The organism is Micromonospora tarapacensis, assembly GCF_019697375.1.
In the GTDB taxonomy this organism is placed as follows: Bacteria; Actinomycetota; Actinomycetes; order Mycobacteriales; family Micromonosporaceae; genus Micromonospora; species Micromonospora tarapacensis.
In genome coordinates, this window is sequence record NZ_JAHCDI010000004.1 from 3,453,399 (window position 1) to 3,476,930 (window position 23,532).

A 23,532-nucleotide genomic window follows, 5' to 3' on the forward strand; every position below is an offset into this window, starting at 1 on the left:
GCCGACTCAGGGCGGACGGGCCGCCACGAACAGCTGTCGGTTCCCCGATCGCCTCACTCCCGTTTTACGCCCGACCCGCCAAGCTGTGTGTCACCGGCGGAACTGGGCCGGGCGGACACGGCACGGACGTGGACACGGGGAGAGACAGAGATGGCCCTGCAGATGATGGAGCACCGGACACACACCGGCACCGAGACGGTGCACGGCGTCGACACCCTGACCGACCTGGACGCCACCGACGAGCGGGGCGTCTCCACGGACCTGGTCCGGGCATACCTCAACGGAATCGGGCGGACGAAGCTGCTGACCGCGGCGCAGGAGGTGGACCTGGCGAAGCGGATCGAGGCCGGCCTGTTCGCCGACGAGAAACTGGCCACCTGCACGCCGGTCTCCCCGGAACTGCGCGCCGACCTGGAACTGGTGGCACGGCAGGGCCGGGCCGCCAAGAACCACCTGCTGGAGGCCAACCTCCGCCTGGTCGTCAGCATCGCCAAGCGGTACACCGGCCGGGGCATGGCCTTCCTCGACCTCATCCAGGAAGGCAACCTCGGCCTCATCCGCGCCGTCGAGAAATTCGACTACACCAAGGGCTACAAATTCTCCACCTACGCCACCTGGTGGATCCGCCAGGCCATCACCCGAGCCATGGCCGACCAGGCCCGCACCATCCGCATCCCGGTACACATGGTCGAGCAGGTGAACCGGATGGTCCGCGCCCGCAGGGAACTGGCGGTGTCGCTGGGTCGGGAACCAACGGTCGCCGAGGTCGCCCGCGCGCTCGACGTGCCGGAGTTCCAGGTGATCGAGCTGATCTCGTACGACCGGGAGCCGGTCAGCCTGGACCAGGCCGTCGGCGAGGACGGTGAGAGCGCACTCGGTGACTTCGTCGCCGCCGTCGACCCGTCCGCCGAGCCGGGCGACTCCGCCGCCCGCGGTGAGCTTCGCAACGAGGTGAGCATCGTGCTGGCCACCCTGTCCCAGCGCGAACAGGCGGTGATCCGGCTGCGGTTCGGGCTCGACGACGGCCGGCAGCGCACCCTGGACGAGGTCGGCCGCGAGTTTGGCCTCTCCCGCGAACGGATCCGGCAGATCGAGAAGGTGACGCTGCTCAAGTTGCGGGCCCCGGAGCGGGCTCAGCGGCTGGAGGCGTACGCCTGCTGAACCCGACCCGCACAACTCGGCCCCGGCGGTTCCGCCGGGGCCGAGTTGCGTGAACCACTCACAGCCGGCGGGGGCCGGTGTCGGGGCGGGAGACGGCGGAGCCGACCCGGACGGCGGCGTGCAGCACGGCGAGGCCGTCGGGACGGGCGAGCACCGGGTTCAGCGTCAGCGACCGCATCCGAGGCTGCTCGTCGGCGAGCCGACCGACCCGCAGCAGCAGGTCGGCCAGTGCGGCGCGGTCGACCGGGACGGCGCCCCGGTGCCCGCGCAGCAGCGGTGCCGCCCGCGGCTCGTCGACCAACTCCAGGGCGTCGGTGTCGGTCAGCGGCACCGCCCGCCACGCCCGGTCGCCGAGCAGCTCGGTGGCGACCCCGCCGAGCCCGAAGCCGACCACCGGCCCGAACGCCGGATCCTCCACCAGCTTCACCACACAGGCCACCCCGGGCGGCACCATCGGCTGCACCAGGACGCCCCCGCCGAAGGCCGCCGCCAGCTCCGAATAGGCCCGACGCACGGTGCCGGCGTCGGGCAGGTCCAGTCGGACGGCACCGAGGTCGAGGCGGTGCCGCAACCCACCGGCAGCCGCCTTGAGCGCCACCGGGAACCCGAGTCGCGCCGCCGCGTCGACCGCCGCGTCCGCCGACGCGACCGGCACCGATTCGACTACGTCGATGCCGTACGCGGCCAACAACGCCTCCGGCTCGGTGCCGTCCGCCCGCAGTGCCGCCTGTACGGCGCCCCGGTCCACGTCGGGTAGCTCGGGTGGTGTCCCGGGTGGCCGGCGCAGCCAGTCGGCGTACGCGGTGACCCGGGCCAGCGCCCGGACCGCCTCCTCGACGCTCGGGTACGACGGCATGCCGGCCGGCGCCCGACCGACCAGGAACGTCGCCACCGCCGGCTTGCCGGCCGACAGCGCGGCGGGCAGGGCCGCGGTGAGGTCGGCCTCGGTGCCGGTGAACTGACCGGGCAACGGCGGCGCGAACAGCGCCACCAGGGCGTCGACGGACTCGTCGGCGGCGGCTCCGGCGAGCGCCTCGGCGAACTCGGCGGCGCTGGCCCGGGGCCCGACATCGCGCGGGTAACCGACCGCGACGGCCAGCCCCTGGGCGGCGCAGGCGGTGGCGGCCAGCCCGGTCAACGCCGAGGAGTTGCCCACGATGCCGACCCGGTTGCCGGCGGGCAGCGGCTGGTTGGCCAGCAGCACCCCCACATCGAGCAGTTCGGCGACGGTGTCCACCCGGATCACGCCGGACTGGGCGAACAGTGCGCTGACCGCCGTGGCGTCGGGGCCGGCGGCGTCGCCCACCCCGGGCGGGCGGGCCGGGGACGCCAGCGCCACCACCGGCTTGTCCCGGCCGATGCGTCGGGCCAGCCGGGCGAACTTGCGCGGGTTGCCGAAGGTCTCCAGATACAACATGATCACGTCGGTGCCCGGATCGTCCTGCCAGTACTGCAACAGGTCGTTGCCGGAGACGTCGGCCCGGTTGCCGGCCGAGACGAAACTGGACAGGCCCAGCCCCCGCCGATCGGCCTCGGCCAGCAGCGCCACACCGAACGCACCGGACTGGCTGAAGATGCCGACCCGGCCCGGCACCGGCAGACGCGGGGCGAGGGTCGCGTTGAGGCGTACCGTCGGGTCGGTGTTGGCCACTCCCAGGCAGTTCGGGCCGATCACCCGCATGCCCGCGGCGTGCGCCGCGCGGACCAGCGCCCGCTGCGCGGCGGCGCCCTCCACCCCGGCCTCGGCGAAGCCGGCGGAGATGACGACCAGGCCGTGCACCCCGGCCGCCGCGGCGTCGGCGACCACCGCCGGGGCGGCCTCCGGCGGCACCGCCACCACGGCCACGTCGACCGGGAGCCCGGCGTCGGCCGCCGACGGGTACGCGGGCAGGCCGCCGACCCGGGTGGCGTTCGGGTGCACCGGCACCACCGAACCGGTGAACCCGCCGTCGCGCAGGTGCCCGAGCACCGCCGCGCCGACCCCTGGCCGGTGGCACTGGCCCCGTAGACGGCGACGCCGCGCGGGGCGAGCAGCCGGGCGATGGAGCGTGCCTCGGTGCGGTGTTCCCGCCCACGCTGCACCTCCAGGGTCGCCTCGGTGGGCGCGATCGGGAAGCTCAGGTGCACCACGCCGTCGGCGAACTGACGCTGGATCTGGTACCCGAAGTCGGCGAAGACCCGCAGCATCTGACCGTTGGCCGGGAGCACCTCGGCCACGAAGTTGACGATCCCGGCCCGCCGGGCGGCGTCGGCGAGATGCTCCATCAGCACCGAGCCGATGCCCCGCCCCTGGTGGGCGTCCTCGACCACGAAGGCGACCTCGGCGTCGGGAGCCTGCGGGCCGAGCCGCTCGTAGCGGCCGACGGCCACGATCTGGTCACCGGCCAGCACCACGAACGCCTCCCGGTCGCGATGGTCGACCGTGACGAAGCGCCGCAGGTCCCGCTCCGGGATCCGCGGGTACGGCGAGAAGTAGCGCAGGTAGCGGGTGCGCTCGGAGAACCGGGAGTGCATCGCCACGACCGCCGGCGCGTCCGACGGGCGGATCGGTCGCAGCTGGACGGTGCTGCCGTCACTGAGCAGCACGTCCACGGCGTGTTCGGCTGTGGTCACCTCGGACGGACCTCCCCCGGCGCGGCCCGGTCAGTCGCGCGGATCGTGCGGATCGAGGCCGAGCAGCGGGAAGACCGCCTTGCGGGTCGCGGCGATCGCCCGGTCCACCGGGTTCGGCTCGCCCGTGGGCTGCCACGGCTCGTACGCCGGGTCGACGTCGTCGGTCATCCGCAGCGGCACGTCGAAGCCGGGACGGCGGGCCGTGGCCAGTTCCCGCCAGGCCGGCGGCGTCAGCGTCGCCGGGTCCAACGGCGCGCCGGTGGCCACCGCCAGCAGGTGCGTCCAGGCCCGGGGCACCACCTCGACCAGGGCGTACCCGCCACCGCCGGTGGCCACCCAGCGGCCGTCGCACAGCTCGTCGGCGAGCGCCCGCAACGCCAGGTACGTGGCGCGCTGGCCGTCGACGGAGAGGTGCAGGTCGGCGAGCGGGTCGCGGCGGTGGGCGTCCGCCCCGCACTGGGTGAACAGCAGTTGCGGGCGGAACGCGCGCAGCACCGACGGCACGATCGCGTGGAAGGCCCGCTGCCAGCCGGCGTCCTCGATGCCCGGCGGCAGCGGGATGTTGACCGCGGTGCCCGCGGCGTTCGGGCCACCGGTCTCGTCGGGAAAGCCGGTGCCGGGAAAGAGCGCCAGCGGGGTCTCGTGCAGGCTGATCGTCAGCACCCGCGGGTCGTCCCAGAAGACCTGTTGCACCCCGTCGCCGTGGTGCACGTCGACATCGACGTACGCGATCCGCTCGGCACCCAGGTCGAGCAGCCGGGCGATGGCCACCGCCGGGTCGTTGTAGACGCAGAAACCGGCCGCCCGGGCGGGCATGGCGTGGTGCAGGCCGCCCGCCACGTTCACCGCGCGACGCGCCTCGCCACGCCAGACCGCCTCGGCCGCGGCCACGCTGGCACCGGCGACCAGCGCACTGGATTCGTGCATTCCCTCGAAGACCGGATTGTCCGAGGTGCCGAGACCGAAGCCGGCGAAGAGCGGGTCGCGCGGCGCGATCCGGACCGCGTCCAGGTAGCGCGGGTCGTGCACCCGGGTCAGCAACGCGTCGTCGGCGGGCGCCGGACGGACCAGCCGCACCCCCGGTCGTTGCAGGATGCCCAGCTCCCGGGCGAGCGCGATGGTCAGTTCCACCCGCACCGGGTCGAGCGGGTGATCACCGAGGTCGTAGGCGAGCAACGACTCGTCCCACACCACCACCGTGTCGTCGGACATCTGCCCATGGTCGCACGGGGCCGGCCGGGCGGCCGGATGGCCGGGTCGGACACCGGTCAGGCGTCGGGTGCCGGGCCGGTGGCGACCGGCCGGTCCGGGTCGGCCACCCAGTTGCTCCACGACCCCACGTAGAGCGCGGCGTCGGGGCGACCGGCCAGGTGCAACGCGAGTACCGCCTGCGCGGCGGTCACTCCCGAGCCGCAGTACGCCCCGACGGGCGCGGCGTCGGTCACCCCGGCGCCGGCGAAGCGCTCGCGCAGCGCCGCGACGGCTGGGAAGCGGCCCTGCGCGACGTACTCGGTGGCGGGCAGGTTCACCGCCGCGGGCACGTGGCCGGCGACCGGGTCGATCGGCTCGTGCTCGCCCCGGTAACGCGGGGCGGCCCGCACGTCGAGCAGGATGCCCTCGCCGGCCGCGGCCAGCCGGGCGGCCGCCGTGGCGTCCAGCACCGGCAGGGCACCCGGGCGGACGGTCACGTCGCCGGGTGCGGGGACCGGCTGGTCGGTGCTGGTCGGCAGGCCGGCAGCCGTCCAGGCCGGGAAGCCGCCGGGCAGCAGCCGCACCGGCCGGTGACCCGCCCAGCGCAGCGTCCACCAGGCGCGGGCCGCCGACATCCCGTCGCCGCCGTCGTACACCACCACGGGGTGCCCGGCACGCACGCCGGCGGCTCGCAACGCCGCCTGCAACGCGGCCGGGTCGGGCAGGGGATGCCGGCCGGCCGGACCGGGCGGACCGCACAGCGCCGTGTCCAGGTCGACGAAGACCGCGCCGGGCAGGTGGCCCGCCGCGTAGTCCTCCCGCCCGGGCGGCCCGGCCAGCCGCCAGCGGACGTCGAGCAGGGTCGGCGGGTCGGCGCCGTCGAGTTCGGCGCTGAGCCGCCCGACCTCGACCAGAAGATCCTCGGTACCGGACATGGCGTCCAGTCAACACCATGGGTGACGGTGACGGCGGTTCGCCGGCCGGGATCCGGGGCGCGGCAGGGTAGCATCGACGACTGGAGGGCCGCTGACACCATGAAGTCACACGACCTGGTCGACACGACCGAAATGTACCTGCGCACCATCCTCGAACTCGAGGAGGAGGGCGTGCCGCCGTTGCGCGCCCGGATCGCCGAACGGTTGCGCCAGAGTGGCCCCACCGTCAGCCAGACCGTCGCCCGGATGGAACGCGACGGCCTGCTGACCGTCGAGGGCGACCGGCACCTGACCCTCACCGAACAGGGGCGCAACAGCGCCGTCTCGGTGATGCGCAAGCACCGGCTCGCCGAGCTGCTGCTGGTCAACGTGATCGGGATGCCCTACGAGGAGGCCCACGAAGAGGCCTGCCGCTGGGAGCACGTGATGAGCGACGCGGTGGAGAAGCGGGTCTACGACCTGCTCAACCGGCCGACCCGGTCGCCGTACGGCAACCCGATCCCCGGGCTGGAGCAGCTGGGTTCCCCCGGCCAGGCCGAGCCGGAGTCGGCCGACGGTGAGCGCAACCTGGCATTCCCCGGCCTCACCGGCAAGGTGATCGTCCGGCGGATCTGCGAGAGCGTGCAGACCGACGGGGAGGTGCTCCGGCAGTTGCATGCCGCCGGCGTCGACCCGGGTGCGACGGTGACGGTGGCGCAGGAACGCGACGGCGTGGCGGTCGACCGTTCCGGCGAGAGCGTACGGCTGCCCCGCGAGGTGGCGTCCCGGGTCTTCGTCGCCGCCGTCTGAGGCGGAGTCAGTCCACGTACGGGCAGTGCCGGCAACCCCGGCCGCAGCAGGTGCCCCGGCGGGCCAGGAAACCCGCGGTGAGCACGAACAGCCCGCTGTCGGGGTCGGGATAGCCGGCGTCCCCGGCGGCCAGCGCGACGGCGTGGGCGCTCAGGATCCGCTCCCGCCCGGGGTGCTCGGGCGACAGCCGGGACGGGTGCGGCTCGGTCAGGGGCCGCGCCGCCAGGGGCCGTCGCTCTCCGCTCATCCGGACGCAGTCTAGTGCGGTTCCCGGAAAGCCGGCGAGGTCCGGGGGCCGTCCGGGCGGCACTCCGGCTGGACCCGTGCGGTCCGCTGCCTGTCGAGCTGAGAGCGCAACCGAGTCCACCGGCGGACGTTCTCCGCCCGCTGTCGATTCGGGCTGGCCTCGTCCGCCGGTGGAACAGAGGATGGGACACCGACCGAGGGAGAACACCATGGCCCAGTACGCAGTCCTGATCTACTCGCCGGCGCCGGCCGACCCGATGGACCTGACGCCCGACTACGCGGCGCTGCTGGAACGGTACCCGGCGCAGGTGGCCGAGTTGGGCGGGCAGATCCTGACCGGCTTCGCGCTCCAGCCGAGCACCACGGCCACGGCCGTGCGCGGCGACCTCGTCACCGACGGCCCGTTCGTCGAGGCCAAGGAGGTCGTCGCCGGGTTCTTCATCCTGGAGGCGCCCGACCTGGACGTCGCCCTGAAGATCGCCAGGCTCAACCCGGCCACCATCGACGGCGGGGTGGAGGTCCGGCCACTGTTCGTGCCGCCGGCCGAGTGAGCAGCGCTCCACACCGCGTCGCGGCGGAACGCGCGGTGGCCGACGCGCACCGTCGCGAGTGGGCTTTCGTGCTCGCCGCGACGGCGCGCGTCGCCGGTGACTTCGATCTCGCCGAGGAGTGCGTCCAGGAGGCGTACGTCGCCGCGTTGGGTGCGTGGGGGCGCGACGGCGTACCGCAGAAGCCCGGTGCGTGGCTCACCGCGACCGCCCGGCGCAAGGCCCTCGACGTGCTGCGCCGGCGGCAGGTCTTCCGCACCAAGCTGCCCCTGCTCGTGGAACCGGACGAGGCGGAGATCGACATCCCCGACGAGGTCGCCGTGCCGGACGACCGGTTGCGCCTGGTCTTCACCTGCTGCCATCCGGCGATCGCCCGCGAGGCGCAGGTGGCGCTCACCCTGCGCCTGGTCTGCGGGGTGAGCACGGCCGACATCGCCCGCGCCTTCCTGGTCACCGAGCCGACGATGGCGGCCCGGATCACCCGGGCCAAGAAGAAGATCTCCGCCGCCCGGATCCCCTACCGGGTGCCCGAGGCCGCCGAGCTGCCCGAGCGACTGGACGCGGTGCTCACCGTCGTGCACCTGCTCTACACCACCGGGCACACCGCGCCCACCGGCGACGAGCTGATCCGCGCCGACCTGGTGCAGCGCGCGTTGCACCTGAACCGGATGCTGCTGGCCCTGATGCCCGACGAACCGGAGGTACGCGGGCTGCTCGCGCTGCTGCTGCTCACCGACGCCCGCCGGGACACCCGCGTCGACGCGCACGGCCGGCTGCTGCGGCTGGCGGAGCAGGACCGCGCCGCCTGGGACCGGACCGCCATCGGCGAGGGTCACCACCTGGTGGTCGACGCGTTCCGCACCGGACGGGCCGGCCGGCACGCGCTCCAGGCCGCCATAGCCGCCCTGCACGCCCTGGCGCCCAGCTACGCCGCGACCGACTGGCCACAGATCATCACCCTCTACGACGCGCTGGGCCGGTCCTGGCCCTCGCCGGTCGTCGCGCTGAACCGGGCGGTGGCCGTGTCGATGGTGGACGGACCTGCCACGGCGCTCGCCGAGGTCGACGCGCTCGCCCGGGACACCCGCCTCACCGGCTACCACTACCTCCCGGCGATCCGCGCCGACCTGCTGCGCCGGCTCGACCGGAACGCGGAGGCGGCCCGGGCGTACCGGGCCGCACTGGACCTGGTCGACAACGACGCCGAACGGGAGTTCCTCACCGCCCGCCTCGCCGAGACGACCGAGTCGTGAGCCGGCGGCCGGTCCCGGGTGGCAACCGAGCCGCCCCGGCCGGCCCGCCCGACGGCCGCTATCCGAACCAGCTGATCTCCTGGCCGTGGCCCCTGGTCCACGCGAGCGGCCGGCCGTCGAGCGCGAGCACGTTGAGGTGCGCGTCGATCGGTGGCCGCGGCAGCCCCTCGTACGGCAGCACCGTCGGCGCCTCGTTGGCGACCCAGTGCCCGGGCAGCCCGCGTACCACCTCGACGAAGGCCGCCCGGCGCGGCTGCGGCACCAGGTAGAGCACGGACGTGTGGAACACCACCAGGGTCGCGTCGGCCGGCGCCTGTGCCGCCAGCGCCGGCAGGTCGTCCACCAGGTCGCCGCGGACCAGCAGCGGCGGGTCCGCGGCGACGACGGCCGCCGCGGCCCGCAGCCGGGCACGCCGATGCTCGTGCTCCGGCCAGATCAACGCGTCCAGCCAGGCGACATCCGCCGGATCCGTCACGTCGAGCGGGTTCAGGTCCAGCCCGGCCCGCCACACCACCTCCGGCCGGCGGGCCGGCGGCGCCAGGTTGCTGGCGATGCAGTCGAGGACCGGCTCGCCCGCGCCGAGCAGGTGGCGACCGGACCAGCTCGGCCTGGCCGCCGTCGAGCCGCCGCCGTAGCGGTAGGCGTACCGGTCGGGGAAGAGGCAGAGCCCGGCGGCGGCGCCGACCTCCAGCAGGGCGAGGGGCTGCGGCAACGCGGCGAGCACCGGCAGCAGCACGGCACAGCGACCGGCCTCGTTGGTCTGCGTCACCCGGTGACGGATCTCCGCCTCGATCGCCGGCCAGTTCCCGACGGCGTACGCGCCGAACGCCGCCGGATCCTCGACCGGGCCGTTGTGCAGACGGACCACGGCGAAGAGCAGGTTGGGCTGCTGCGCGGCCGGCGGGAGGGCGCCGAGCAGGGCGAGCAGTTCGTCGTCGCCGGACACCCAGCGCGCCAGCCGCTCGTAGGCGGGCGAAACCCCGCGCACCTCGCGCTCGGCAAACCTGGTGTACCGCTCGGCGATCGTCATCCACCGATGATGGCAGCAACCCCCACACCCCGCCTCGCGGGCGGATCGCCACGTCCGCCGTGACGGGGAACGGTTCGATGCGCTGCCGCCACGTGATTCTTGGGATCTTGGGACGAAAGTGCCCCTGGGAGGGCCGTTTCGTCCCAAGATCCCAAGAATCGAGCGAGCCCCGGGCGGTCACCCGCCCGGGGCTCGTCGCGTATTGCGTACCTCAGCTACAGCCGCTGGTGGAGCCGCAGCCCTCGCAGACGTAGCAGCTGCCGGCCGGGCGCATCTTCGTACCGCAGGTGAAGCAGAGCGGTGCGTCGGCGGCCTTGCCGATCACGGCCTCCAGCAGTTCGGTGCTGGAGCCGACCGGCGGTGCCGGCTTGACGGCGGCGGCTTCGGCCAGTTCCCGGGCCGGCTGGGCGACCGGGCCGGCCTTCGGCTCCTCCGGCTTCGCCTCCACCGGGGCGGAGGCGGCCATCGCGGTGAGGTCCGTGCCGTTCGCCTCGGCCTCGGCCTCGGCCGCGAGCTGGGCGGCCCGCTCCTTGGCGGTGAAGATGCCCAGCTCGGCGCGGCGCTCGTAGGGCAGGAAGTCCAGCGCCAGGCGACGGAAGATGTAGTCCATCACCGACGCGGCCATCCGCACGTCCGGGTCGTCGGTCATGCCGGCCGGCTCGAAGCGCATGTTGGTGAACTTGCTGACGAACGTCTCCAGCGGGACGCCGTACTGAAGCCCGATGGAGATGGCCACCGAGAAGGCGTCCATCACGCCGGCCAGGGTCGAGCCCTGCTTCGACATCTTGAGGAAGACCTCGCCGAGGCCGTCGTCCGGGTAGGACGACGCGGTGAGATAGCCCTCGGCGCCGCCGACCGAGAACGAGATGGTCTCCGACGGGCGCTTCTTCGGCAGCCGCTTGCGCACCGGGCGGTACTCGACGACCTTCTCCACCACCGGTTCGACGGCCGTGATGGTCGCCTCCGGCTCGACGGCCTTCTTCTTCGCCACCGACAGCGGCTGGCCGACCTTGCAGTTGTCCCGGTAGATCGCGAGGGCCTTGAGGCCGAGCTTCCAGCCCTCGAAGTAGATCTTCTCGACGTCCTCGACGGTCGCCTGCTCCGGCATGTTGACCGTCTTGGAGATGGCGCCGGAGATGAACGGCTGGACCGCCGCCATCATCCGCACGTGACCCATCGGCGCGATGGACCGCTCACCCATGGCGCAGTCGAAGACCGGGTAGTGCTCCGGCTTGAGGCCGGGAGCGTCGATCACGTGCCCCTGGTCGGCGATGTGCTCGATGATCGCCTCGACCTGCTCCTCCGGGTAGCCGAGGGAGCGCAGGGCGCGCGGCACCGTCTGGTTGACGATCTGCATCGAGCCGCCGCCGACCAGCTTCTTGAACTTGACAAGCGCCAGGTCCGGCTCGACGCCGGTGGTGTCGCAGTCCATCATCAGGCCGATGGTGTTGTGGCTGACGAAGCCCGACGCGACGTACGTGACGTTCTCCGGCACCGACAGGTCGTAGGTCGGCTGGATGCCGCCGTCCTCGTTCGCCGCGACCATCTCGAACAGGTAGCCGAGCGCGTGCCCGAGCCGGTCGTCGCCGGTCCCCGCGAAGATCCGCATCGCCACCGTCCGGGGAACGCCCCCGGTCCTGCGCAGCGACTGCACGACGACGTCCCGCAGCTCGTGCCCGGCCGGCACCAGCAGCTCCCACACCGCCTCGGGCAGGTGGATCCGGTCCCGGTTGCCGGTCTGCGCCGGCTCGACGACCAGCAGCTGGGCCTTGCGCTCGCCGATGAAGCCGACGACCTCCTCGAAAGCCAGTGCGTGCTCCATGTTGCGCAGCCGGACCTGCCACACATCCGAGCCCAGGCCGCTGGTCGCGCGACGGGTGGTGGTGGCCATGCCGAGCGCGAGCAGCAGCGTACGCAGCTCGGCGGCGAACGATTCGGTCGACGTCGAGACCGACGGCACTCCGGCGGCAACCGTCCCGTCCGCCTCGAAGAGCCCGCGCAGGAACGCCGCGTACACGGCGACGTCGTTGGTCTCCAGGATCGCCGACGGCACCCGGGGCGACCAGCCCTTGCCGGTGTGGTCGACATGCGGCAGGTTCTTGGCGAACCCGGCTGCCTGCCACCAGCGGGCGAGGCGCACGGATTGCAGGGTCACCTCCTGGTAGCCGGTTTGAGCGGTGACCACCGGCTCCAGACCGAAGAGTCCCTTGCCGAGCACCCGGAGCCGCTCGACGACATCCAGGTCCGCGTCGGCGACGCAGAACCGGATGCCCTTGGCGTGCAGGCTGCCGTCGCCCATGAAGTAGCCGACCAGTTCTGCGAGATCCCCGTCGACGTGGTCGGGGACGTGCATCCGGCGGTCACCGGCGTAGTAGGCCTGGTCGAGCACCGGTAGCGGTACCCGCCGCGGCTCGCCGACCAGCGTGCCGAGTTGCATCGGTACGAGATCGCCCGGGGCGACCTCGGCCATCCGCTTCCAGACCCACTCACCGCTCTGCGGGTCGACGACCTTGATCCGGTGGGCGAGGGTGCCCTGGATCGCGTAGCCGCCGTCGGTGACCACCCGCCGGGTCGGCTCCTCGCCGTTGACGAAGAACCTGGTGGCCCGTCGGGCGCCCTCGTCGGTGGAGACCCGCATGTCGAGGTCCTGCCAACGGTCGCCGTACACGTCGCCGATCTCACCCAGCCGCATCAGACCGCGGTCGGTCGTCACCAGCGTGTCCGGGGTCAGGCAGCCGGTCGGTGCGAGTACCGCGGCCTGGGAGTTCCGCCAGCCGTTCTTCTCACCGATCTTGTTGCCCTGGGTCCACTGCCTGGTGGCCTCGCGGACCACCGCGGTGGCCACCGTGCCGGTCGGCTTGATCTCGTCGTTGGCGGCGGCGTGCTTGCGCATGACCCGCTTGTGCGGCTCCGCGTTGCGGGCGTAGCCGTCGTACGCACCGACGATGCCGGCCAGCTCGGCCGAGCGGCGGTACGCCGTGCCGGTCATCAGCGAGGTGATCGCGGCCGAGAGGGAGCGCCCGTGGTCCGAGTCGTACGGCAGGCCGGAGGCCATCAGCAGCGCGCCCAGGTTGGCGTAGCCGATGCCGAGCTGCCGGTACGCCCGGGTGGTGTCGCCGATCTTCTCGGTCGGGAAGTCGGCGAAGCAGATCGAGATGTCCATCGCGGTGATGACCAGCTCGACCGACCTGACGAACTTCTCCACCTCGAAGCCACCGTCGGCGCGCAGGAACTTCATCAGGTTCAGCGAGGCGAGGTTACAGGACGAATTGTCCAAATGAAGGTATTCCGAGCAGGGATTACTTGCAGTGATTCGGCCGGTTTCGGGGCAGGTGTGCCAGTCGTTGATCGTGTCGTCGTACTGGAGGCCGGGGTCGGCGCACTCCCAGGCGGCCTGGGAGATGCTGCGGAACAGCTTCTTGGCGTCGATGGTCTCGATGGTCTGCCCGTCGAGCCGGCCACGCAGGTCGAAACCGCCGCCCTGCTCCACCGCCGACATGAACTCGTCGGAGACCCGCACCGAGTTGTTGGCGTTCTGGTACTGCACGCTGACGATGTCGGAACCGCCCAGGTCCATGTCGAACCCGGCGTCGCGCAGCGCGCGGATCTTGTCCTCCTCGCGCGCCTTGGTGACCACGAACTCCTCGATGTCGGGGTGGTCGACGTCGAGGATGACCATCTTGGCCGCGCGCCGGGTGGCGCCGCCGGACTTTATGGTGCCGGCACTGGCGTCGGCGCCGCGCATGAAGCTGACCGGGCCGGAGGCGGTGCCGCCGGAGGAGAGCAGCTCCCGGGAGGAGCGGATCCGGGACAGGTTGACCCCGGAACCGGAGCCGCCCTTGAAGATCAGCCCTTCCTCTTTGTACCAATCCAGGATGGAATCCATCGAATCATCCACAGACAGGATGAAACAGGCCGATACCTGCTGGGGTGACGGCGTGCCGACGTTGAACCAGACCGGCGAGTTGAAGCTGAACACCTGGTGCAACAGCATCCGGGTCAGCTCGTGGGCGAAGACCTCGGCGTCGGCGGGGGAGGCGAAGTAGCCGTACTCCTCGCCGGCGGTGCGGTAGGTGCCGACCACCCGATCGATCAACTGCTTCAGCGACCACTCGCGCTCCGGGGTGCCCACCGCGCCCCGGAAGTACTTGGTGGTCACGATGTTGGCCGCGTTGACGCTCCAGCTCTCCGGGAACTCCACCCCACGCTGCTCGAAGTTGATCGAGCCGTCCCGCCAGTTGGTCATCACGACGTCGCGGCGCTCCCAGGCGACCTCGTCGTACGGGTGCACGCCCTCGGTGGTCCAGACCCGCTCGACCTTGAGGCCCGCGCCCGCCTTGCTTCGTGACCTGCTTGTTGTCACACCGTCCCCCGGCATCTCATCCGCCCCCTCGTCCGCGCGGCCCCCGCGCGATCCGACTGTCACTACTGCTCAAGAAATCACTGCGCGTGGCCGGTGGCGCCGGCCGACTCGGCTCCGGCGCCCTCCCGGGCCCGCGCGGCGGCCCGCAGCGTCTCGATCTCCCGCTCGAAGTCGGCGAGGGAGTCGAACGACCGGTAGACGCTGGCGAACCGCAGGTAGGCGACCTCGTCCAGGTCCCGCAGGGGGCCCAGGATGGCCAGCCCGACCTCGTGGCTGGGGATCTCGGCGGCCCCCTTGGCCCGGACGGTCTCCTCGACCCGCTGCGCCAGCAGCGCGATCGAGTCCTCGTCGACCGGCCGGCCCTGGCACGCCTTGCGCACCCCGCCGATGATCTTCGTCCGGCTGAACGGCTCGGTCACCCCGCTGCGCTTGACGACGGCGAGCACCGCCTCCTCGACGGTGGTGAACCGCTTTCCGCACTCCGGGCAGGCCCGCCGCCGACGGATCAGCTGTCCGTCGTCGGCCTCCCGCGAGTCGACCACCCGGGAGTCGGCGTGCCGGCAGTACGGACACCGCATCGCCCGACCTCCTCGATCGATCACGGGCCGGACCCCGCCCCGCTCTCCGGGCACGCCTCGCGGCGCCGGAACCATCCCGCAGGAGGGCCCGCCGTCCTGGCTGTGCTGGAGAGCGGTCGGTAGTCAAACCCAACCTATGGGCAACTTACGCCCGTGTGACTACTACATCTAGGGGTCGACCGTATGTCGCCGACGATCCGAGGTCAAGTTGGCGGCGTGTCCGGCGCGTCACCCGACAGGCCGCCCCCTCCCCTCGTTCCCGGCAACCGGAGAGCCCAACGCGGACCGGCGACGGCGGTTACCGGCCAACCGGCCGCGGATCGGCGACACTCCGGGCGGGTCGAACACCCGTTCGACCAGACGTACCATTTACCAGAACGGGCGTACGACTGGCGCGGCTTTCCGCCCCGACACGCGGAGATAGGTCGTACAGATGTTTGAAAATGACCGATCCCACCTATACGGTCATGAACAGCCGGAGGTGACCATGGTCGACCCACCGGCCGGCAGATCGACGCACGCACCACGAGCCGCCGAGGCATCCAGCGCCGACCAGGGAGGACGGACGTGACCGAGGACCGGGCCAACCGGCCGCAGAGCCCGCAGCAGAGCACCGAGGCGGGCCCACCGGCCGCCCGACGGCGCAGCGTCACCCGCGCCCGCGCCGGGCAGCCCGCCGTGCGGCCCGTGACCCCGGTGGTCAGTGCCTTCCCCGACCCGGTGACGGTGGACCTGACCGCCCGGCAGCGGCGCATCCTCGACTTCATCCGTACCTGGGTGGAGCGCCACGGTTATCCACCGAGCGTGCGCGAGATCGGCGAGGCGGTCGGCCTGGTCTCCCCGTCGAGCGTCGCCTACCAGCTCAAGGAGCTGGAGAAGAAGGGCTTCCTGCGGCGCGACCCGAACCGGCCGCGCGCTGTCGACGTCCGCTCCCCCAACGACGTCGACGACGAGCTCAGTCGCTCCCAGCGCCCCACACCGGCGTACGTGCCGATGCTCGGCCGCATCGCCGCCGGTGGGCCGATCCTCGCCGAGCAGTCGATGGAGGAGGTCTTCCCGCTGCCCCGCGAGCTGGTCGGCGAGGGCGAGGTGTTCATGCTCCAGGTCAAGGGTGACTCGATGCTCGACGCGGCGATCTGCGACGGCGACTGGGTGGTGGTCCGGCAGCAGCCGACCGCGGATTCGGGCGAGATCGTCGCCGCCATGCTCGACGGCGAGGCGACCGTGAAGACCTACCGCCGGCGCGACGGTCACGTCTGGTTGATGCCGCAGAACCCGGCCTTCGACCCGATCCCCGGCGACGACGCCACGATCATGGGTCGGGTGGTCGCGGTGCTGCGCCGGATCTGAGCCGGTCCCCACGACCGGTGCCCACCGGCCTGGGTGTCAGTACCGGTCGCCCCGGTAGCCGTAGTTGCCGCCGCGCACCTGGCCGTACGGCTCGTTGCCGTCCTCGCGGTAGCGGCTGGAACGCCGCCCCCGGTAGTCGGGTTCGGCCGGGCCACTGCGCCGGGGCGGTTCGGCCCGGCCACCCGGCTGTCCCTCGCCGCGACCACCGCCGCCGTAGACGCCGCCGCCGGAACGCCCGCCCGCCGCCGGGCCAGCGCCGGGCCGCCCGCCGTAGACGGGAGCGGCGTCGCCGCCGGGCCGGCCACCGCCGCCATACACGCCACCGCCACCCGATGCCGGGCCGGCACCGTTGCCGGCAGCGGGTCGGCCGCCGCCGTAGACGGCCCCCGACCGGCCACCGTTCGGACCCTCGCCGCCGGCAGGCCCGCGGTAGACGCCACCGGACGGCGCGCCGCCGTACACGCCGCCCCGACCCTGGTCCTGCGCCGGGCCGGACCCGTCGCGCCGACGGCCCGGGTCGCCGACGTCGCGGCTCTTGCCGGTCGGCGCCGGCCGCTTACGGGCGCGCAGGATGCCGAAGATGCCGGCGCCGACGAGCAGCGCGCCGAGCACACCGACGGTGGCGATCAGGTACGTGATGTCGTTCAGCGTCAACCCGTCGAACCACGACCGGCCGGCCGCGTCGTCCGCCGCGTCCGGGTCGGCGGCCAGGTTCTTCGGGCCCTCCTTCGAGGGGGTGTAGCCGAGGATCTCGACCGGGTCGTCATCCTCGAAGTGACCGGTGTCGGAGACGGTCAGGAACGTCTTGCCGTCGGTCGAGTAGGCGATGGCCTCACCGAACAGGTCGGCCAGGGCGGTGACCCGGGGAGTGGTCGTGGCCAGCGCGGTGACGATGTCGCCGTTCTGGACGTCGTACTCGAAGGCGTCGGCGTAGGTGCGCAGCACCACCCGCGAACCGTCCGGAGAACGGGCTGCGCCGGTGATCGCGACCCGGCCGAAGGTGCTCAGCGGGTTCTCGGTGTCCGTCTTCGGCAGCTCGACGTCGCCGAGCTTCTTCATCGGCACCGGGTCGGTGTCGCCGCTGGGCATCGGCCCGTCCGGGGTGAAGATCTCGGCCTTTCCGGCGGTGACCTTCGTGATGATCAACGGAACGTTGTCGTCGCCGATCACCAGCGCCTCGGCGTCGCGGGGCTTGCCGTCGGGATACGACAGCCGGTGCAGGGTCGGCGCCTTACCGCCGCCGATCGGCATGCTCCAGACCGCCACCCGCTCGCGGCGCTGCCGACTGGTGACGTTGTCGCCGGTGTCGGCGATCCACAGGGTCTTGCCGTCCGGCGAGACGGCGACATCCTCGGTGTCGAACGGACCAGCGCCGGAGTAGCGCACCTCGCGAACGACCTCGCAGTCCTTGTTGAGGTAGAAGACCCGTTTGCGGTCGTCCCGCTCGGTGCTGTCGTTGACGACGATGTAGCCGGTCTTGGTGACCGCCAGGCCGGACAACTCACGCAGCCGGGAGTCGGTGACCGTGCACTGCTTCTTGCCGGCCGCCGTGACCGGCGGCCCGACCACGGCGGCCGGGGTGCCGCCACCACCGGCGCGGGAGACACGGCCTTCGCCGGCGCCGTGCCGGGCGCGGCGAGCACGACACCGGTGGCCGCCACGGCGGCCCCGACGAGACCGAGGGCAACCCGGACGGAGGAGGCAGTGCGGAGCATGAAAGAAGTGTCGCATGCCGCAGGTTTCCGCCGGGTCACGCTGCTGGGGCGGTCACCAGGCGGAACGGGCCGCCTGCACCGCGTTGCCGAACGGGGCGAGTTCGGCCGCGAGTGCCTCGTTGACCCGTACGTGCAGCATCGTGCCCTCCGGCAGGTGGGCGGTGCTGAGCACCTCACCCTGCCGGTGCAGGCGGGCCACCAGGTCACCCCGGTCGTAGGGCAGCACCACCCGTACCTCGACCGGCGGTCGCGGCAGCCGCCGCTCGATCGCGTCGCGCAGGTCGGCCATGCCGCGCCCGCGGTGCGCGGAGACGAAGATCGCCTCGGGCCAGCGCCGTTTGAGCCGCAGCAGGGTCTCCTCGTCGGCCACGTCGGTCTTGTTGACCACCAGCAGCTCCGGCAACCGGTCGGCACCGACCTCGCCGAGCACCTCGCGGACGGCGCGGACCTGCTCCTCCGGGTCGGGATGCGCGCCGTCGACCACGTGCACGACCAGATCGGCCTCGGCGACCTCCTCCAGCGTCGAGCGGAACGCCTCGACGATCTGGTGCGGCAGGTGCCGGACGAAACCGACCGTGTCGGAGAGGGTGTAGACCCGTCCGTCGGACGTGGTGGACCGGCGGGTGGTCGGGTCGAGCGTGGCGAAGAGGGCGTCCTCCACCAGCACACCGGCCCCGGTGAGCCGGTTGAGCAGGCTCGACTTGCCGGCGTTGGTGTAGCCGGCGATCGCCACCGCGGGCACCGCGTTGCGGGTGCGGCGGGCTCGTTTCGTCTCGCGTACGGTGCGCATGGCCTTGCTCTCCCGGCGTAGCCGGGCGATGCGGTGGCGGATGCGCCGCCGGTCGGTCTCCAGCTTCGTCTCACCCGGGCCACGCACGCCGACGCCACCGCCGGCGCCACCGCCCCGGCCCGACCCGCCGGTCTGCCGGGACAGCGTCTCGCCCCAACCACGCAGCCGGGGCAGGAGGTATTCCAGCTGGGCCAGCTCGACCTGGGCGCGCCCCTCCCGGCTCTTGGCGTGCTGGGCGAAGATGTCGAGGATCAGCGCGGTGCGGTCGACCACCTTGACCTTGGTGCGCTGCTCCAGGTTGCGCAGCTGGGACGGGGAGAGTTCACCGTCGCAGATGACCGTGTCGGCGCCGGCGGAGCGCACCATGGCGCCGAGGTCGTCGACCTTGCCGCGACCGATGTACGTCGCCGGGTCGGGGCGGTTGCGCCGCTGGATCAGCCCTTCGAGCACCTGCGAACCGGCGGTCTCCGCCAGCGCGGCCAGCTCGGTCAGGGAATTCTCCGCGTCGACCTGGGTGCCCTCGGTCCAGACGCCGACGAGGACCACGCGCTCCAGCCGGAGCTGGCGGTACTCGACCTCGGTGATGTCGGTCAGCTCGGTGGAGAGACCGGGGACCCGTCGCAGCGCCTGCCGTTCGGAAAGCTCGAACTCGCCGGTGGTGGCGTCCTCGCCGGTGGTGGACTCGAGCTCGTCGTCGGGGATGGAAACGTGGGTCTCCTGGTCTCGCAAGCGTCTCTCCTGTCCGTTCTGTGCATGTACCGAGCAATCCTGACATGTGTCAACGGCCGTCGCACCTGGTATATGCCCACCGCGTAAACAGGCAAAAGCCGGGGGCGGATGCCGGGCGTCCCGGCTGGGCGAGTAGAAATGCGGACGAGCCGTTCAGCGCCGACGGAGGGACCTGCGTGGCCACCACCCGACTGCCCAGTGCCGGATTCTCGATCACGATCCGGATCGCCGTGCCCGCGGACGCCTCGTCGATCGGCCGGCTCACCACGTCGGTCGGTGAGGCGGGAGCGATCGTCACCGCCCTCGACGTGGTCGACTCCGACCCCAACAACGTGATCGTCGACCTGACCTGCGACACCGCCGACTCCGGCCATGCCGATCAGGTGGTCGACGCGCTCAGCGCACTCGACGGCGTGGACGTGCGCAAGGTCTCCGACCGCACGTTCCTGCTGCACCTGGGCGGCAAGATCGAGGTGAGCCCGAAGGTCGCGCTGCGCAACCGTGACGAACTGTCCCGCGCGTACACCCCGGGGGTGGCCCGGGTCTGCCAGGCGATCGCGGAGAACCCGGCCGACGCCCGCCGGTTGACCATCAAGCGCAACACGGTCGCCGTGGTCAGTGACGGCTCGGCCGTGCTGGGGCTGGGCAACCTCGGCCCGGCCGCGTCGCTGCCGGTGATGGAGGGCAAGGCGGCGTTGTTCAAGCGTTTCGGCGGGGTGGACGCCTGGCCGGTGGTGCTCGACACGCAGGACACCGACGAGATCGTCGCCATCGTGAAGGCGATCGCGCCCGCGTACGGCGGGATCAACCTGGAGGACATCGCGGCGCCGCGGTGCTTCGAGATCGAGGCGCGGCTGCGCGAGGCCCTGGACATCCCGGTGTTCCACGACGACCAGCACGGCACCGCGATCTGCGTGCTGGCCGCGTTGACCAACGCGCTGCGGGTCGTGGGCAAGCAGCTCGCGGACGTGCGGGTGGTGGTCTCCGGTGCCGGCGCGGCGGGCACCGCGATCATGAAACTGCTGCTTCGCCAGGGGGTCGGCGACATCATCGCGTACGACCGTCAGGGTGCCCTGCACCGCGGCCAGACGGACCTCAACCCGGCCTGGCAGTGGCTGGCCGGGAACACCAATCGCGACGGCTACTCCGGTGACCTGCCCGGCGCGCTCAACGGTGCGGACGTCTTCATCGGCGTGAGCGCGCCGAACCTGCTCACCGGGGACGACATCGCCACGATGGCCAAGGACGCCATCGTCTTCGCGCTGGCCAACCCGGACCCGGAGGTCGACCCACGGGAGGCGCGCAAGCACGCCGCCGTCGTCGCCACCGGCCGGTCCGACCAACCGAACCAGATCAACAACGTGCTGGCCTTTCCGGGCGTCTTCCGCGGCATGCTCGACGCGCACGCCGAGGAGTTCACCGAGGAGATGGCGATCGCCGCGGCCCGGGCCATCGCCGACGTGGTCGGCGAGGAGAAGATCAACCCGACGGTCATCGTGCCCAGCGTCTTCGACGCCCGGGTGGCACCGGCGGTCGCCGCGGCCGTGCGCGCCGCCGCGCAGAACCCGGCCGCCACCCCACCCGCCGCCGACCCCGGCCCGGCCGACCTCCCGAGATCGCCGCCACCGCCGCCGCCACCCCTGACGTCAGGTCAGCAGCGCGGGTAGGGCGAGTCGGCCGGTGGCGACGAGCAGGGCCGGGCCGGACAGCCAGCAGGAATCGGCCGTCACGGTCACCGTGAGGTGGCCGCCGGGGACGTCGACGGCGACCGTGCCGACCGCCCGGCCGGCATCCCGCAGGGCCACCGCGGCGACCGCGCACGCGCCGGTGCCGCAGGACAGTGTCTCGGCGGAGCCGCGCTCGTAGACCCGCATCAGCACGTGCGCGTCGGCGTCACCGACCGGCCCGCCGGGGGCGGTGAACTCGACGTTCACCCCGGCCGGAAAGAGGGCCGGATCGAATCCGGGCGCGCGGGTGAGGTCCAAGCCGGCCAGGTCGAGCCCCGCGGGCACCGGGCAGACCAGGTGGGGGTTGCCGACGTCCACCGCCGTGCCGGGCAGCGTCAGCCCGCCCAGGGCTGCGGCGGAGGCGCCGTAGGGCCGGGGCGGCGCATCTCGACGGCGACGGCGTCGCCGTCGACCCGCGCGTGCACGATGCCCGCCCGGGTGGCCACCGGCAGCGCACCGCGCACCGGCGTGGCCAGCCCGGCCTCCAGCAGGTACCGGACGAACACCCGGGCGCCGTTGCCGCACATCTCGGCGAAGGACCCGTCGGAGTTCCAGTAGTCCATGAACCACTCGGCCTCACCGGCCAGGGCGGCGCCGTCGGGGTGCTTCGCGGCGCGGACCACCCGCAGCACACCATCCCCGCCGATCCCGCGCCGCCGGTCGCAGATCGCCGCCACCAACTCGGGAGCCAGGTCGAGCGCGCCGTCCGGGTCGGGCAGGATCACGAAGTCGTTGCCGGTGCCGTGTCCCTTGGTGAACTCCACGTCCCCATCATCGCGCAGCCTCGCCGAGGATCCGCACGGCGGCCTCGACCAGCCCCGGATCTGCCGAGTCCAGCCAGTGCACCCGGGGGTCGCGCCGGAACCAGGAACGCTGGCGGCGGACGAAACGGCGGGTGGCCCGGATCGTCTCGTCGTGCGCCTCGGCCTCGGTCAGCTCGCCGGCCAGCAGGCGCAGCACCTGCTGATAGCCGAGGGCACGGCTGGCCGTACGGCCCTCGGGCAGGCCGCGCCCCACCAGCTCGCGGACCTCGGCGACCAACCCGTCGGCCCACATCCGGTCCACCCGCACGGCGATCCGCTCGTCGAGCAGGGCGGTGTCCAGCTCGACGCCGATCTGCACGGACGGGTAGTACGGCGTGGGTTCCGGCAGCGCCGCGGTGAACGGCGCGCCGGTCAGCTCGATCACCTCCAGTGCCCGGACGATGCGCCGTCCGTTGCCGGGCAGGATTCCGGCGGCGGCTGCCGGGTCCGCCGCGCGCAGTCGGGCGTGCAGCGGCGCCGGACCGAACGCGGCCAGTTCACCTTCCAGTCGCTCCCGTACCGCCGGGTCGGTGCCGGGAAACTCGAACTGCTCCAACACCGCCCGCACGTACAGCCCGGACCCGCCGACCAGCAGTGGCACCCGGCCCCGGGCCAGGATGTCGTCCACCGCGGCCCGGGCCAGCCGCTGGTACCCGGCGACGCTGGCCGGCTCGGTGACCTCCCAGATGTCGAGCAGGTGGTGCGGCACGCCCTCGCGTTCGGCGGCGGTGAGCTTCGCCGTGCCGATGTCCATCCCCCGGTAGAGCTGCATCGAGTCGGCGTTGACCACCTCGCCGTCGAGCGCGTGTGCCAGGGCGATGCTCAGCGCCGACTTGCCCGCCGCCGTCGGCCCGACCACGGCGACCACGGTCCCCCGGTCGATCACCGCCGCTCCCAGCCGGCCACGAAGTAGCCCACCCCGTAGGGGCGGCGTGGTAGCCGAGCTCGCCGCGCCAGTCGCCGCCGGCCGCCCGCACAGCACCGGCGAGCGCCTGCCACGCCGCTCGGCCGGCGACCCTCAGTTGTGCCGACCGGGCCGGGTCCAGGCCGAGCAGGGCCTCGGTGTCCGCCTGGGCCAGCGCCCGGGCGACGCCCTCGTCGTACGCCTCGGCCCGCGGGTCGGCGTAGCCGGGCGCCCGCTCGCCCCGGCAGGCCGACCCGTCCCCATCACCAGCAGGGCCCACGGCTGGTTCCCCGCGAGCCGGGCGCCGAGGGCGGCGCACGTCTCGACCGGTTCGTCGGCGCCGACGGTCGCCATCCGCCACCCGATGCCGCCGGTCCCGGATGGGGGCACCCGACGCAGCAGCCAGGCGCCGACGAGCAGGCTGAGCGGGAGACCGTCGGTGCCGACCCTGCCGTCCGGGAGGCCGCCGAGTCGCACCTGAAGCGGCACTCCCCACGGCGCGAAGCTGCCCCGGTAGGGGAAGGTGAGGTCGGCGCTGCGGTCGGCGGCGCCGATCACCAGGACGCTGCGGGCACCGGAGGCACAGAGCCGGGCCACCGCCGCGTCGCAGGCGGCCCGGAGGTCGTCCAGCTCCGACGCGGCGGCACCGGCCACCTCGGGGACGAGCAGCGGCGGATGGGGGCAGACGGCGGCGGCGACCAGTGGCACCAGGCAACCGTAGCGGTCCGGCGTCGCCGCGTGCCGCCGTGCACCGCGTCGCCCGGTGACCCGGTCGGGGCGCCACCGGGCGACCGAGCCGGGGTGGCG

Annotated in this window: 14 protein-coding genes and 6 pseudogenes; 6 read left to right on the plus strand and 14 right to left on the minus strand. The window is 72.9% G+C overall.

Annotated elements, in window-relative coordinates; genetic code table 11:
- The first annotated feature begins 150 nt into the window (after positions 1-150).
- The gene (gene sigB, locus KIF24_RS21515; protein WP_221085567.1) at positions 151-1,161 is read left to right on the plus strand and encodes an RNA polymerase sigma factor SigB; all 1,011 of its coding nucleotides are present in this window, start codon (positions 151-153) and stop codon (positions 1,159-1,161) included.
- A 58-nt stretch (positions 1,162-1,219) separates the two neighbouring features.
- Here the strand turns inward: sigB and KIF24_RS21520 are convergent.
- The 3 genes and pseudogenes from KIF24_RS21520 to KIF24_RS21530 form a co-directional block, all read right to left on the minus strand.
- A pseudogene (locus KIF24_RS21520) lies at positions 1,220-3,774 on the minus strand (bifunctional acetate--CoA ligase family protein/GNAT family N-acetyltransferase).
- A 30-nt stretch (positions 3,775-3,804) separates the two neighbouring features.
- Positions 3,805-4,986: an acetoin utilization protein AcuC gene (locus KIF24_RS21525; protein ID WP_221085568.1), complete on the minus strand. Its 1,182-nt coding sequence runs from the start codon at positions 4,984-4,986 to the stop codon at positions 3,805-3,807.
- A 56-nt stretch (positions 4,987-5,042) separates the two neighbouring features.
- Positions 5,043-5,900 (minus strand): sulfurtransferase, encoded by an 858-nt coding sequence (locus KIF24_RS21530; protein WP_221085569.1) that lies wholly within the window; start codon positions 5,898-5,900, stop codon positions 5,043-5,045.
- Positions 5,901-5,999: 99 nt separating this feature from the next.
- Between KIF24_RS21530 and KIF24_RS21535 the strand changes: the two genes are divergently transcribed.
- Positions 6,000-6,689: a metal-dependent transcriptional regulator gene (locus tag KIF24_RS21535; protein ID WP_221085570.1), complete on the plus strand. Its 690-nt coding sequence runs from the start codon at positions 6,000-6,002 to the stop codon at positions 6,687-6,689.
- Between the two features lie 7 nt (positions 6,690-6,696).
- Here KIF24_RS21535 and KIF24_RS21540 read toward each other — a convergent pair whose 3' ends face one another.
- Entirely contained in the window at positions 6,697-6,936 is a 240-nt protein-coding gene (locus KIF24_RS21540; RefSeq protein ID WP_221085571.1) for a DUF5522 domain-containing protein, read from the minus strand.
- Positions 6,937-7,144: 208 nt separating this feature from the next.
- On the opposite strand from KIF24_RS21540, the gene KIF24_RS21545 reads away from it, so the two are divergent.
- Together KIF24_RS21545 and KIF24_RS21550 are read left to right on the plus strand one after the other, a co-directional pair.
- Positions 7,145-7,486, plus strand: coding sequence for a YciI family protein (locus KIF24_RS21545; RefSeq protein ID WP_221085572.1), 342 nt, complete (start codon positions 7,145-7,147; stop codon positions 7,484-7,486).
- Complete coding sequence (locus tag KIF24_RS21550; RefSeq protein WP_407939946.1) at positions 7,483-8,736, plus strand: RNA polymerase sigma factor; 1,254 nt, start codon at positions 7,483-7,485, stop codon at positions 8,734-8,736. The genes KIF24_RS21545 and KIF24_RS21550 overlap by 4 nt, the downstream gene beginning before the upstream one ends.
- A 58-nt stretch (positions 8,737-8,794) precedes the next feature.
- Here KIF24_RS21550 and KIF24_RS21555 read toward each other — a convergent pair whose 3' ends face one another.
- The 5 genes and pseudogenes from KIF24_RS21555 to nrdR all read right to left on the minus strand — a co-directional run bounded on the left by KIF24_RS21555 (position 8,795) and on the right by nrdR (position 14,707).
- Positions 8,795-9,766, minus strand: a complete 972-nt coding sequence (locus KIF24_RS21555) for a DUF2332 domain-containing protein (RefSeq protein ID WP_221085573.1) — start codon at positions 9,764-9,766, stop codon at positions 8,795-8,797.
- 211 nt (positions 9,767-9,977) lie between these two features.
- A pseudogene (locus tag KIF24_RS34665) lies at positions 9,978-11,216 on the minus strand (TSCPD domain-containing protein); the annotation flags it as partial.
- A 24-nt stretch (positions 11,217-11,240) separates the two neighbouring features.
- Positions 11,241-12,458, minus strand: a pseudogene (locus tag KIF24_RS34670) (LAGLIDADG family homing endonuclease); the annotation flags it as partial.
- A gap of 36 nt (positions 12,459-12,494) precedes the next feature.
- A pseudogene (locus tag KIF24_RS34675) lies at positions 12,495-14,144 on the minus strand (vitamin B12-dependent ribonucleotide reductase); the annotation flags it as partial.
- Positions 14,145-14,206: 62 nt separating this feature from the next.
- On the minus strand, positions 14,207-14,707 hold the full coding sequence (gene nrdR / locus KIF24_RS21580) for a transcriptional regulator NrdR (RefSeq protein WP_221085574.1): 501 nt from the start codon (positions 14,705-14,707) through the stop codon (positions 14,207-14,209).
- 567 nt (positions 14,708-15,274) lie between these two features.
- Between nrdR and lexA the strand changes: the two genes are divergently transcribed.
- Positions 15,275-16,057, plus strand: coding sequence for a transcriptional repressor LexA (gene lexA / locus KIF24_RS21585; RefSeq protein WP_221085575.1), 783 nt, complete (start codon positions 15,275-15,277; stop codon positions 16,055-16,057).
- A gap of 36 nt (positions 16,058-16,093) precedes the next feature.
- Here lexA and KIF24_RS21590 read toward each other — a convergent pair whose 3' ends face one another.
- Together KIF24_RS21590 and hflX are read right to left on the minus strand one after the other, a co-directional pair.
- Entirely contained in the window at positions 16,094-17,626 is a 1,533-nt protein-coding gene (locus KIF24_RS21590) for a hypothetical protein (RefSeq protein WP_407939947.1), read from the minus strand.
- A 198-nt stretch (positions 17,627-17,824) separates the two neighbouring features.
- Positions 17,825-19,291, minus strand: coding sequence for a GTPase HflX (gene hflX / locus KIF24_RS21595; protein WP_230415826.1), 1,467 nt, complete (start codon positions 19,289-19,291; stop codon positions 17,825-17,827).
- A gap of 176 nt (positions 19,292-19,467) precedes the next feature.
- Here hflX and KIF24_RS21600 point away from each other — a divergent pair.
- A pseudogene (locus KIF24_RS21600) lies at positions 19,468-20,933 on the plus strand (malic enzyme-like NAD(P)-binding protein); the annotation flags it as partial.
- A gap of 4 nt (positions 20,934-20,937) precedes the next feature.
- On the opposite strand, the pseudogene dapF reads toward KIF24_RS21600, so the two are convergent.
- From dapF to KIF24_RS21615, 3 genes and pseudogenes are all read right to left on the minus strand, one after another.
- Positions 20,938-21,782: pseudogene (gene dapF / locus KIF24_RS21605) on the minus strand (diaminopimelate epimerase).
- A gap of 7 nt (positions 21,783-21,789) precedes the next feature.
- Entirely contained in the window at positions 21,790-22,704 is a 915-nt protein-coding gene (gene miaA / locus KIF24_RS21610; RefSeq protein WP_331461387.1) for a tRNA (adenosine(37)-N6)-dimethylallyltransferase MiaA, read from the minus strand.
- A gap of 135 nt (positions 22,705-22,839) precedes the next feature.
- Entirely contained in the window at positions 22,840-23,433 is a 594-nt protein-coding gene (locus KIF24_RS21615; RefSeq protein WP_230415827.1) for a class III extradiol ring-cleavage dioxygenase family protein, read from the minus strand.
- Between the last annotated feature and the right edge of the window lie 99 nt (positions 23,434-23,532).

Coding starts and splice junctions, on each gene's coding strand:
- sigB (WP_221085567.1), top strand. CDS start 151: ATGGCCCTGCAGATGATGGAGCACCGGACACACACCGGCACCGAGACG.
- KIF24_RS21525 (WP_221085568.1), bottom strand. CDS start 4,986: ATGTCCGACGACACGGTGGTGGTGTGGGACGAGTCGTTGCTCGCCTAC.
- KIF24_RS21530 (WP_221085569.1), bottom strand. CDS start 5,900: ATGTCCGGTACCGAGGATCTTCTGGTCGAGGTCGGGCGGCTCAGCGCC.
- KIF24_RS21535 (WP_221085570.1), top strand. CDS start 6,000: ATGAAGTCACACGACCTGGTCGACACGACCGAAATGTACCTGCGCACC.
- KIF24_RS21540 (WP_221085571.1), bottom strand. CDS start 6,936: ATGAGCGGAGAGCGACGGCCCCTGGCGGCGCGGCCCCTGACCGAGCCG.
- KIF24_RS21545 (WP_221085572.1), top strand. CDS start 7,145: ATGGCCCAGTACGCAGTCCTGATCTACTCGCCGGCGCCGGCCGACCCG.
- KIF24_RS21555 (WP_221085573.1), bottom strand. CDS start 9,766: ATGACGATCGCCGAGCGGTACACCAGGTTTGCCGAGCGCGAGGTGCGC.
- nrdR (WP_221085574.1), bottom strand. CDS start 14,707: ATGCGGTGTCCGTACTGCCGGCACGCCGACTCCCGGGTGGTCGACTCG.